Annotated in this window: 11 protein-coding genes; 7 read left to right on the top strand and 4 right to left on the bottom strand. The window is 72.3% G+C overall.

Going from position 1 to position 11,432, the window contains the following annotated elements; translation table 11 throughout:
- Positions 1-128 precede the first annotated feature (128 nt).
- Positions 129-773, top strand: a complete 645-nt coding sequence (locus ACWGKQ_RS42535) for a Tat pathway signal sequence domain protein (protein ID WP_453297407.1) — start codon at positions 129-131, stop codon at positions 771-773.
- 17 nt (positions 774-790) lie between these two features.
- Here ACWGKQ_RS42535 and ACWGKQ_RS42530 read toward each other — a convergent pair whose 3' ends face one another.
- Positions 791-1,738 carry a lytic polysaccharide monooxygenase gene (locus tag ACWGKQ_RS42530; RefSeq protein WP_453297406.1) on the bottom strand — a complete coding sequence of 316 codons (948 nt, stop codon included), beginning with the start codon at positions 1,736-1,738 and terminating at the stop codon, positions 791-793.
- Positions 1,739-2,190: 452 nt separating this feature from the next.
- On the opposite strand from ACWGKQ_RS42530, the gene ACWGKQ_RS42525 reads away from it, so the two are divergent.
- On the top strand, positions 2,191-2,838 hold the full coding sequence (locus tag ACWGKQ_RS42525) for a ScbR family autoregulator-binding transcription factor (protein ID WP_384041536.1): 648 nt from the start codon (positions 2,191-2,193) through the stop codon (positions 2,836-2,838).
- Between the two features lie 54 nt (positions 2,839-2,892).
- Complete coding sequence (locus ACWGKQ_RS42520) at positions 2,893-4,050, top strand: damage-control phosphatase ARMT1 family protein (RefSeq protein ID WP_453297405.1); 1,158 nt, start codon at positions 2,893-2,895, stop codon at positions 4,048-4,050.
- On the opposite strand, the gene ACWGKQ_RS42515 is transcribed toward ACWGKQ_RS42520, so the two are convergent.
- Positions 4,022-5,287, bottom strand: a complete 1,266-nt coding sequence (locus tag ACWGKQ_RS42515; RefSeq protein ID WP_453297404.1) for a cytochrome P450 — start codon at positions 5,285-5,287, stop codon at positions 4,022-4,024. The genes ACWGKQ_RS42520 and ACWGKQ_RS42515 overlap by 29 nt on opposite strands.
- Positions 5,288-5,467: 180 nt before the next feature.
- Here ACWGKQ_RS42515 and cyc2 point away from each other — a divergent pair, with 180 nt between their 5' ends.
- Positions 5,468-7,630 (top strand): germacradienol/geosmin synthase Cyc2, encoded by a 2,163-nt coding sequence (cyc2, locus tag ACWGKQ_RS42510; protein ID WP_453297403.1) that lies wholly within the window; start codon positions 5,468-5,470, stop codon positions 7,628-7,630.
- Between the two features lie 22 nt (positions 7,631-7,652).
- On the opposite strand, the gene ACWGKQ_RS42505 is transcribed toward cyc2, so the two are convergent.
- Complete coding sequence (locus ACWGKQ_RS42505) at positions 7,653-8,486, bottom strand: hypothetical protein (RefSeq protein ID WP_453297402.1); 834 nt, start codon at positions 8,484-8,486, stop codon at positions 7,653-7,655.
- On the opposite strand from ACWGKQ_RS42505, the gene ACWGKQ_RS42500 reads away from it, so the two are divergent.
- On the top strand, positions 8,485-8,952 hold the full coding sequence (locus ACWGKQ_RS42500; RefSeq protein WP_453297401.1) for a hypothetical protein: 468 nt from the start codon (positions 8,485-8,487) through the stop codon (positions 8,950-8,952). The genes ACWGKQ_RS42505 and ACWGKQ_RS42500 overlap by 2 nt on opposite strands.
- A gap of 72 nt (positions 8,953-9,024) precedes the next feature.
- On the opposite strand, the gene ACWGKQ_RS42495 is transcribed toward ACWGKQ_RS42500, so the two are convergent.
- Positions 9,025-9,759 carry a CTP synthase C-terminal region-related (seleno)protein gene (locus ACWGKQ_RS42495; protein ID WP_453297400.1) on the bottom strand — a complete coding sequence of 245 codons (735 nt, stop codon included), beginning with the start codon at positions 9,757-9,759 and terminating at the stop codon, positions 9,025-9,027.
- A gap of 87 nt (positions 9,760-9,846) precedes the next feature.
- Between ACWGKQ_RS42495 and ACWGKQ_RS42490 the strand changes: the two genes are divergently transcribed.
- Together ACWGKQ_RS42490 and ACWGKQ_RS42485 are read left to right on the top strand one after the other, a co-directional pair.
- A complete protein-coding gene (locus tag ACWGKQ_RS42490; RefSeq protein ID WP_453297399.1) occupies positions 9,847-10,731 on the top strand; it encodes a LysR family transcriptional regulator in 885 nt (294 codons plus the stop codon).
- Positions 10,732-10,823: 92 nt separating this feature from the next.
- Positions 10,824-11,372, top strand: coding sequence for a PDZ domain-containing protein (locus tag ACWGKQ_RS42485; protein WP_453297398.1), 549 nt, complete (start codon positions 10,824-10,826; stop codon positions 11,370-11,372).
- The last annotated feature ends 60 nt before the right edge of the window (positions 11,373-11,432 follow it).

Genomic DNA, 11,432 nt, shown 5'->3' with positions numbered 1-11,432 from the left:
GGTGTGGTTGCCGATTCCGTTTTTTGTTTTTGTGGGGGGGTGCGAGTCCCCGGCCCGGCGCTGTCTACGCGCCCCCACACCCCCCACCTCATCTCACGCAAGTCCCCCAAAGAAAGAGGCAAACCCGCATGCGTACGCGATCCCTCCTCGCCCTCGCCGGTACCGTCGCCGCCCTCTCGATCGCGGCCACCGTTCCCGCCTCCGCCGACGGCGCCGTGCTCACCACCGGCAGCGCCGGCGGCACCGCCGTCGCGGTCGGTGACACCCTCACCGCTTCGCTGGCCAGCGGTACCACCGCCACCCTCTACTCCAGCGCCACCAGCACCAGCGGCATCACCTGTGCGGCCTCGACCTTCACCGCGACGGTCACCGACAACCCGGCCGCCTCCGGCACCGCCACCGAGTCCGCCACCGCGCAGACCTTCAGCAGCTGCACCAGCAACGTGACCGGCGTGACCGGCGTCTCCAGCATCACGGTCGACAACATGCCGTACACCACCAAGGTCTCCTCGGACGGCACGGTCACGGTCACCCCGCCGAGCGGCTCGACCATCCAGACCACCGTCAAGCTGACCACCCTGCTGGGCAGCATCACCTGTGTCTACCAGGCCGCCAGCCTGAGCGGCACGAGCTCCAACAGCGACAACAGCCTCGCCTTCAGCAGCCAGGCGTTCGCGAAGTCCTCCGGCTCCATCCTCTGCCCGTCCGCCGGCTACTTCACCGCCAAGTACGCCCCGGTCAGCGACAACGGCGCTGCCGTTTTCACCAACTGACCTCGTTACAAAGGTCGTCAGCGTCGACGTAGACGCAACGCCAGGGCGGCGCCGCCGGTGAGCACCAGCACCGCGGCGGCGCCGCCCGCCAGCAGTGGTGCCGACGGACCCGAACCGGAGTCCGTGTCGGAGGCCACGGGAGTGCTGTCGGCGGCGGTGGTTCCGGTTGTCGGTGAGACCGGGGCCGCCGTCGCCGTCCGCTGTGCCCGGGCGGTGGCGCTCGCCGAGGCGCTGGGAGCCGGCGTCGCGCTCGACCGAGGCTTCGCGCTCGCCGTCGCCCCGCCGTCCTTATTCGCGTCCTTCTGCCCGTCCTGCTGAGCGGCCTTCTTCGCCGTGAACACCACGTCGGAGCACGAGTAGTAGGTGTCCGGCGTGCTGGTGGTCTGCCAGACGGTGTACAGCACCTGACGGCCCGTCCGGTCGGCGGGCAGCGTCGCGCTGAAGTGGTACGCCCCGTTCGTCAACGGCGGGTCCTTGACCTCCGCGAAGGGCTGCGCGGGCAGCTCGGACCACGTCAGCGGCTTGGCCGGGTCGTAGCCGGGCTTCGTCAGATACAGCTTGAACGAGCCGGAGTGCGCGATCGTCGCGGCGTACGTCATCGTCATCCGGGCGCCCGGAGTCAGTTCGGTCGCGGGCCAGTCCGTGCGCGCCAGGTCGAGCCCCTTGTACGCCGGCACACTGCCGCTGCACAACTTGCCGTCCGGAATCACCTGCCGGTCCCGGCCGCCGACGCCCGCCACCCGTATGTCGTCCCACGCGACGAAGTTCTGCCCGCTCGCCGCGATCGCGGCCTTGCAGGCCGCCGTCGAGGCGCTGCCGCCGCTGGGGGAGCAGGCATAGGCCCGGCTGACGGGATAGGTGGGTGCGCCGTGCGCCCGGGCGGATCCCGCCGCCCACGACAGGAGCAGCAGCGGGGCCGCGGCGGCGGCTCCCACGAGCCTCAGGCGGGCGGTCGTCCGAGTCATCCGGGACGTCTCCTCGGCGGGCGCGGGTACAGGGTCTGTTGAGGTGAGTACGGGAACCGGGGCCGCACCGTTCAGCGCGGCCGGTCACCGGGCCGGTCGAAGTGCACGGCACCGACCGGATCGTCCGCTTTGCCGACTTTCCGGGCGCCATTGAGAACCAACCGTCCGGCTCGTATCGTGGCGATCACCGATGGTCGCCCGGCCGCCCGCGTCACCTCCGGAAACCGGTGCGCACGCCAGGGAGGGGCACGTTCTGATCTCGTCCGTTTGTGCACTGCGGACCCCGTTCGCGTGGTCGCGCGCGCGACTTGTACATGTCCCGCACCGGGTCCGCACAGTTGCCTCCCGCTGTCGCACGGTGAGCTATCGTGTGCACGGGGTAAAAAACAAACCGCATGCCCCGTCGGTTTGGAAGCCGTGAAGTCGTGGAGCCGTGAAGGAGCGTCGAGTCGATGGCGAGGCAGTTACGTGCGGAGCAGACCCGTGCCACCATCATCACGGCCGCCGCCGACCTCTTCGACCGGCACGGCTATGAATCCACCAGCCTGAGCGAGATCGTCGAACACGCGAAGGTCACCAAGGGGGCGCTCTACTTCCACTTCGCCGCCAAGGAGGACCTGGCGCACGCCATCATGGAGCTCCAGTCCCGCACCTCCAGCCAGTTGGTGAGGGAGATGGACAGCCGCGGCTACTCCTCGCTGGAAGCCCTGATGCGCACCACGTTCGCGATCGCCCGGCTCTCCGTCGACGGTCCGATCCCGCGCGCCGGCCTGCGCCTCGCCACCGCGGACGTCACCGTACGGCCACCGCTCAGGCACCCGTTCACCGAGTGGCTGGAGTTCGCCACCCGTAAACTCCTGGGCGCCGTCAAGGAGTCCGACGTGCATCCCGACATAGATGTCGGCGCGGTCGCGCACTCCCTGGTCTGCTTCTTCGTCGGCACCCGGGTCGCCGGCCGCAACCTGGAGCCGGTGGGGCGACTGCCGCGCCGGGTCGCCGAGATGTGGCACCTGATGATCCGCGGCCTGGTCCCGGTGCACCGGCGCGCCCGCTACCTGACCCTCGCCACCCAGCTGGAGCGCGAGATCAGAACGGCGTGACAGGCGCCCCGCGGTTCGGCGGAGCCGGGCGGCCCGCGCGATAGCGTGGCGCCCATGCCCGACTCCGCCGCCGCACCCGTGATCCTCGGCACCACCGGCCCGTTCCCGCACAGCGTGCTGGCCGAACGGCACCCCGCGATCATCCGCCAGGTGCGGGAGGCCTTCCCGTACGGCCCGGCGCAGCAGCACGCCCTGGACGCGCTGCTGCACAACTGCACCGAGGGCGTGATCGAACCCCTGCCCGACGGCGCGAGCGGCTGGCGCGACTGGGGCCTGGACGCCTACGCCGGCCGGTCCTGGTTCGACGTGCCGTGGCTGTGGTCCGAGAGCTACTTCTACCGCCGACTCCTCGACGCCGTCGGCTACTTCGGCCCCGGCCCCTGGCAGGGCATCGACCCGTTCCGCCCGTTCAAGCTCGCCGAACTCGACGCCAAGGAGACCGACGAGGAACTGGCCGCGCTCGACGACCTCCACGGCGACCCGGACCGGGCCCTGCTGCACGGCTCCCTCTGGGGCAACCGGGCCGACCTCGGCTTCCGGCTCTCCGCCGCCGAGTCGGGCGAGGCCGTCGCCGCCCTGGTCGCCGACGACAGCGCCGCCCTGTGGCCGCTGCTGCACGGCGGCACCCTGTGCCTCGTCGCCGACAACGCGGGCCGCGAACTCGTCCCCGACCTGCTGCTGATCGCCCACCTCCTGGACACCGGCCGCATCGCCCGCGCGGTCCTGCACATCAAGCCGTACCCGTACTACGTCTCCGACGCCACCACCGCCGACGTGCTCGACGCCCTGCGCAGGCTCACCGCCGCCCCGGGCGCCGCCGCCGGATACGGCCGTACCCTCTGGTCGGCGATGGCCGACGGCCGCCTCGCGGTGCGCGCCCACCCCTTCTCCTGCGCCCCGCTGCCGTACGCCGAGATGCCCGGCGACCTGCGCGCCGAGTTCGCCTCGGCCGCACTGACGGTCTTCAAGGGCGACCTCAACTACCGCCGCCTGGTGGGCGACCGTCTCTATCCGCCGACCACCCCCTTCGCCGACGTCACCGCCTGGTTCCCGGGCCCGGTGGCCGCGCTGCGCACCCTCAAGTCCGATGTGGTCACCGGGCTCTCCGCGGACACCGAGGCAGCCCTGGACGCGGCCGAGGCGGAGCGCTGGCGCACGGCCGGCACCCATGCTCTGATCCAGGTCAACCCAGGTACACCGGCAGCGACTTGAGCCCGTTGATGAAGTTCGAGACGAGACGCCCGGCGGGGCCGGCGGGCTTCAGGACGGCCGGTGCCTCGGCGTAGAGCGCGCGCAGCTGGAGCCGGGCGAAGTGCGCGCCCAGACAGACGTGCGGCCCGTCCCCGAAGGACACGTGCGGGTTCGGCGCACGGGTGAGGTCGAGCCGGTCGGGCTCGGCGAAGGCCCGCTCGTCACGGTTGGCCGAGGCGTGCAGGACGACCACCTTGTCGCCCTTCCTGATGCGCCGCCCGCCCAGCTCGGTGTCCCGGGCGGCGGTGCGGCGGAAGGTCAGCACCGGGGGATGCCAGCGCAGCAACTCGTCCACCGCGCCGTCCGCCCCGGCCTTCCCGGCGCGCAACAGGCCGTACGACTCCGGGTGTTCCGCCAGCGCCAGCAGCCCGCCGGGGGCGGCCGAGCGCACGGTGTCGTTGCCCGCGACCGTCAGCAGGAAGAAGAACATCTCCAGCTCGCCGTCGGCGAGTTCGGCGTCCTGGGCGAGGGCCGTCATGACGTCGTCGGCCGGGTTTCGGCGTTTGTGCGCGGCGAGTTGCCGGGCGTACCCGAACATGTCCCGCAGCATCGCGGGTGACCGCGGGTTCACCGGCCGGCCCTCGCCGTCGAGCATGCCGGGGCCGGCCTCGTCCGGGTCCTGGTAGCCGATCACCCGCTGCGTCCAGTGCAGCAGCAGCCCCCGGTCGCTCTCCGGGACGCCCAGCAGGTCGGCGAGGTTGAGCAGCGCGTACTCGTCGGTGACGGCGGCGACCAGGTCCACCGTGCCGTCCCCCGTCCGGGCCGACTCCAGGGCCCGGGCGAACAGGGTCCGCGCCCGCTCCCGCACCACCGCCCCGAACCGCTCGATCCGCCCCGGAGTGAAGGCCCGGCTCACCGTCCGCCGCAACCGGCCGTGCTGCGGCGGATCCTGATTGAGCATCATGCGCCGGATGAAGGGCAGATCCTCCGGGTCCGGATCCCGGATCTGGGTCGCGCCGAGCCGCGACGAGTACGTCCCCGGGTCCTTCAGCACCCGCACCACGTCCGCATGCCGTGCCACCGCCCAGAACCCCGGCCCGGCCGGCCATCCCAGTACCTCCGGCTCCCGCTGCCAGGCCACGGGATGGTGGTCGCGCAGAACGCGGTAGTCGGCGTACGGCACGGCGGCCGCGTACCGGCGCGGATCGAAGACGTCGGGGACGGGCGGGGCCGCACCGCCGTCGGCAGATGTGGTCATGCGACCACCGTGGCCCGTGCGCCGGTACCCGGCAAGACGGTCCGGCCGGGCGGCGGCCCGAAGGCGCTGTGTGCATGCTTCGAAGGAGGCTGATCCCCGATTCCCCGTCGGTTCACGCGATGGTGTGATCATGTGCCGCGTGGCGGATGGCCCTTGCGGCGCGCGGGTAGGGCCCCGGCCATGACGCAGCCGTTCGAACTCCCGCACTTCTACATGCCGTATCCCGCGCGGCTCAACCCGCACCTGGAGGAGGCCCGGGCCCATTCCACCGAGTGGGCCCGCGAGATGGGGATGCTGGAGGGGTCCGGGATCTGGACCCAGGCCGACCTGGAGGCCCACGACTACGGCCTGCTGTGCAGCTACACCCACCCCGACTGCGACGGCCCCGCCCTCTCGCTGATCACCGACTGGTACGTGTGGGTGTTCTTCTTCGACGACCACTTCCTCGACATGTACAAGCGCACCCAGGACCGCGCCGCCGGCAAGGCCCATCTCGACCGGCTCCCGCTGTTCATGCCGCTCGACCTGGCGGCGCTCGTGCCGGAGCCGCAGAACCCGGTCGAGGCGGGCCTCGCCGACCTGTGGGCGCGCACGGTGCCGTCGATGTCGGTGGACTGGTGGCGCCGCTTCGCGGTCGCCACCGAGCACCTGCTGAACGAGTCGATGTGGGAGCTGTCCAACATCAACGAGGGACGGATCGCCAACCCCGTCGAGTACATCGAGATGCGCCGCAAGGTCGGCGGCGCGCCCTGGTCCGCGGGGCTGGTCGAGTACGCGACGGCCGAGGTGCCCGCGGCCGCCGCCGGCTCGCGGCCGCTCAGGGTGCTGATGGAGACCTTCGCCGACGCCGTCCATCTGCGCAACGACCTGTTCTCCTACCAGCGCGAGGTGGAGGACGAGGGCGAGAACAGCAACGGCGTGCTGGTCCTGGAGACCTTCTTCGACTGCACCACCCAGGAGGCCGCCGACGCGGTCAACGACATCCTCACCTCCCGCCTCCACCAGTTCGAGCACACCGCGCTCACCGAAGTCCCGGCCCTCGCCGTCGAGAAGGGCCTCACCCCCGACCAGACCGCCGCGATCGCCGCCTACACCAAGGGCCTCCAGGACTGGCAGTCCGGCGGCCACGAATGGCACCTGCGCTCCAGCCGCTACATGAACCAGGGCGCCGTCCCGTCCTCGCCCTGGCAGCACCTCACCGGCCCCGGCACCTCCGCGGCCGACGTCGGCGCCCTGCTCGCCGCGGCCGCGGCGGAGCGCCTGCGCGCCTACTCCCATGTGCCGTTCCAGCAGGTCGGCCCCTCCCTCCTGCCCGACTTCCACATGCCGTACGAGGTCGAGGTCAACCCGAACCTGGACGCGGCCCGGCCCCGGCTGACCGCCTGGATGCACAGCACCGGCATGCTGTCCGAGGGCGTCTGGGACGAGGACCGGCTCGCCGCCGGTGACCTCGTGCTCTGCTCCGCGGGCATCGACCCCGACGCCACCCCGGAGGAACTCGACCTGAGCGCCCAGTGGCTGGCCTGGGGGACCTACGCCGACGACTACTACCCTCTCTGCTTCGGCACCCGGCGCGACCTGGCCGGCGCCCGGCTCGCCACGGCCCGCCTCTCGGCCTGCATGCCCCTCGCCGACGAGCCCGTGCCCGTGCCGGCCACCGGCATGGAACGCGGCCTGATCGACCTGTGGGCCCGCACCACCGCCGGGATGAGCCCCGAAGACAGGCTCGCCCTCAAACAGTCCGTCGACGCGATGACCGAGAGCTGGCTCTGGGAGCTGTCCAACCAGCTCCAGCAGCGCATCCCCGACCCGATCGACTACCTGGAGATGCGCCGGGCCACCTTCGGCTCCGACCTCACCCTCAGCCTGGCCCGCCGCGGCCACGGCCCCGCGGTCCCCCCGGAGGTGTACCGCAGCGGCCCGGTGCGCTCCCTGGAGAACGCGGCCATCGACTACGGCATGCTCGTCAACGACGTCTTCTCCTACCAGAAGGAGATCCAGTACGAGGGCGAGCTGCACAATGCGATCCTCGTCGTCCAGAACTTCTTCGGCGTCGACTACCCGACCGCGCTCCACGTCGTACACGACCTGATGACCCAGCGGATGCAGCAGTTCGAACACGTCGTCGCGGGCGAACTCCCGGTCGTGTACGACGACTTCGAGCTGTCGGCCGAGGAGCGTGCGGCTACCGACGCCTACGTCCGCGACCTGCAGAACTGGATGGCCGGCATCCTCAACTGGCACCGGCACGTCGACCGCTACAAGGCGGACCACCTCGCCCGCCGGGCCCACGGCTTCCTCCCGGACCGCCCACCGCTCGCCCCGGCACTCCCGGTCGCCTGACGGGCCGGGCGGCCCGGGTTTCCTACCGGAGGGCGCTGTGCAGCCGCCGGGCGCGCTCGGCCTGCGGCAGGTCGCCGAGCTGCTCGAACTCCGCTGCCAGCCAGAGAAGCGGCGACAGGTCGAGGTCCTTTCTGCTGCCGGGCCGGAGCAGTGTGCCCTGGTCCATGGATATCTCGTCCAGTCGCCGGATCAGCGCCACCCGGGCGAGCTCGGTCATCCCCTGCTCGGCAGCCAGCCGGGTCCAGGTCGACAGCGGCTCGTCGGCCGGGTCGCCGGGGACCTCGTGCCGTACCGAGTGCCACAGGGGCGGCCGGGGGTGCGGGTCGAGCAGGTCGTAGGCGCAGCCCTCGTCCGCGTTGAGCAGGAGGAAGTCGGGCTCGGTGCGCAGCAGGGCCGTGTGCAGCATGCCGAGCAGTTCGACGGGGGAGCGGTCGGGCAGGCCCAGGGCGGTGCGGAGTTCGGTGCGCTCGGCGTCGATACCGTGGTACTCCCGGATCTCCTCCTCGATCCGGGCCACGTGCGTGAGGATCTTCTCCGTGCCGTCCGCCGGAGACAGATGGAGGTGGTCGCGCCAGCCCGGCAGGCCGATCATGATCTCCAGCGCCTCGTCGACGGACGACCCTATGATCCCGGCCGATCCCTCCGAGTCCGCGTAGAGCAACGAGCCGTCCGCGCACACGAAGTACGTGCCGCCGGTGTCGCAGCCCGCCACCGCCTCCAGGGAGCCACCGGAGGCAAGACGCACCGGCTCGGCATGGCCGTCGCCGGTCCGGTCCAGGTCGAAGTCGAAGGGGAACGCCGCCAGTTCGGCCAGGCGACGGTGCTGCCGAAGCAGCCGCAGACAGTGATCGCTCATGTCACAGAACGTAACAGCCCCCACTGACAACGCCCTCCGGCGACGACGGGAGCGGTCCAAGCCGGGGGCGGGCCCTCTGCGTTCTTCGTCAGGCCGGGCGTGTTCCGACAGGGGCCTTCGCCGCAGGCGCCGCCGCAGCCCTGACCGCCGCACCGACCCGGCGCCGGCCACCGCCGCCGGCGAAACCGCGGAGAAAGCCGGACCCCCCGGCGCCGGCATCACCGCATACGACTACGCGCTCCTGCTGCGGCAGATGCCGCAGGCCACCTGTGCATACGGCCTGGCCTACGCCATCGGCGCCGCCTGGCTGATGACCGCGATTCACCTCGCCGTCGTCGCCGCGCTCATCGCACTCGCCGCAGGAGCGACCGTGCTGGTCGCTCTGTTCGTCACCCTCGCGCGCATGATGCGCATCAACGAGGTCGACGCCATGGTGAACATGGTTCGCGCACGCCTCGGCCGCTGAGCAACGCGGCCGCGGCCTGGGCCGGACGGCAGGGCCGCCGTGCCCGTTCCGCCACTCGGGGCGGGCGCGGCCTCACGCCGACGTGCGCATCCGCTCCGTGGCATGGGCGACCGCCGCCCGGCCCAGCGCCCGGATCACCGGATGCGGGCGCGAGCCGTCACCCGACAGCTCCGGCTGGAAGAGCGTGGCCAGGAAGAAGGGATGGCCGGGCAGTTCGGCGACACGGACCTGGCCGTCCTCGTCGTGTCCCGACAGCAGCAGCCCGTGGGCGCGCAGGGTGTCGAGGCGGCGGGAGGGGCCGTACGAGCAGAAGTAGCGCTCGACCGTACGCCCCGAGCCGATCGCCGACTCGGCCAGCGTGCCCGGCTCGACGCGCACCGCGGCCTCGTGACCCACCAGTGAACAGGCCAGCGGCTCGATGAGGAGGTCCTCGGCGCCGGGATCGTTCTCGGCGTGCGCGACCCGGGTCAGACCGCAGACGTTGCGGGCGTACTCCAGGAGCGCGTGCTGGAAACCCCCGCAGGTGCCCAGGAAGGGGATGCCCTCCTCGCGGGCGGTGCGGATCGCCCGCAGCACGCCCGCTTCGCTGCGGTAGGGGCTGCCCGGCAGCACCCACACCGCGTCGAAGCCGCGCACCGCGTCCGCGTCCTCGGCATCCTCGGAGGGGATCCAGTAGGCGTCGAGGACCAGCCGGTCGCGCTCGGCGAGCGCGTCCAGCAGAAGCGGGATCCGGGTGTGCGACACGACGTTGGGGGAGCGGTCCCCGACCAGGGCGATCGTGGCGGTCCGAGCTGCGGAGTTCGTCATGGGCTCATCCTGGGCGCCCGCTCCGGTTCACGTCCAACGATGATTCCTGGACTCTCGATAAGGATCGCTGATGCGATGCTGTGCGGCATGGACCCGCACCTCCTGCGCACGTACGTCACCGTGGCCCGCCTCGCGTCCTTCTCGGAGGCCGCGCGCAAGCTGGGCTACACCCAGTCCGCGGTCTCCCAGCACATCGCCGCCCTCGAACAGGACCTCGGCGCCACCCTGCTCACCCGCCGTCCGGTGACCCCGACGGCGGCCGGTGAACGGCTGCTTGAGCACGCCGGCCCGTTGCTGCTGCGCCTGGAGGCGGCCCGCGCGGACGTGGTACGGCTGGCCGCCGCACCCGCGCCCGGTCTGACCCTCGCCGCCACCCCGACCGCACTCGGCCCCGCCGTCCTCGCCGCGCTCCCCGCCGCCGGCGTCACCGTGCGCGTCCTGCCCCGCGACGGGATCCCGGCCGCCGTCGCCACCGGCACCGCCGACCTGGGCCTGCTCGACGGCCTCGCCGCCCCCAGCGACCCCCTGCGGCTGCCCGACGTGGCTCCCCTGAGCACACACGGCGTCGGCGAGGAGCCCGTCGCCGTCCTGCTCCCCGCCGGGCACCCCCTCGCCCGCCGCCCCGGCCTGCGCCTCGCGGACCTCGCCGACGCCCGCTGGCTCGACGCACCCGACGCGGCCCCGCCGCTGAGCCAGTTGCGCACCGCGACCGGCGGCGGCGCCTTCCGCCCGGCGCTGCGCTACGACGGCTCCGACGTCCGCACCCTCACCGCCCTGACCGCCGCCGGCCACGGCCTCACCCTGCTGCCCCGGCGCACGGCCGCCGAAGTCCCCGGCACGGTCGCCGTCCCCGTCACCGCACCACGCCTCGTGCACCGGGTGGAACTGGTGTACGGCGGGACCCCCGCGGGAGCGGCGGCGAACCTCGTGGCGAGCCTGCTCGACGGTGCGCATGGCCTGAGCGAGGGATGAGGCTTCCCGCGGTTGACCCAGGGTCAGTCTCACTCGTTCGTGTCTCGTCGCGCCCGCGTGCGCCGGGTAGGGCTCGGGGTGGAGGCGAATTCATGGAACAGACCGCATTGCGTCCCAAACCGATCCCCGGCCAGGAACGCGGGGACAGCCCCCCACCCGACCCGGCCCGGCGCCCGCACGCCGCGCGCCACCGCGGCCGCCGGATCAGAACCCTGCTGTTCGGATTCCTCGTCGGCACGGTCCTGGTGCTGTCCGGGGTCGGGCTGGGCACGGTGGGCGCCACGGTGATCGGCATGAGCAAACTGGCCGAACTGCGGCGCCAGGCCCCGCCGCCGGCACCGAGCCCCGCACCGTCGGCCACACCCTCGCCGACGGCCGCCGCGACCCTGGGCGTGGAGGCCGTGGACGCCGAGAAGGTGGGCGCGCTGGTGGTCGGCGTCCATGTGCCGGGGCCCGGCTACACGGCGGGGCTGGTGCGCGGCGACGTACTGCTCCAGCTCGGCGACCGACGGATCGACAGCGCCGCCGACCTGGTCCGAGTGGTGACCGGCACCCGGCCGGGCAAGGAGGCGAAACTCACGGTGCGGCACGCGAGCGGGGGGTATCAGCAGCTGACTGTGGTGCCGGGTGTCGTCACCTGAGAACACCCGCACGGACGCGCCCCAAAGGGGCGCGGGAAACTGCGCGACCAGCCACAACGC

This window comes from Streptomyces sp. NPDC054770 (assembly GCF_053611985.1).
This window is presented reverse-complemented; position numbering and strand designations above follow the sequence as displayed.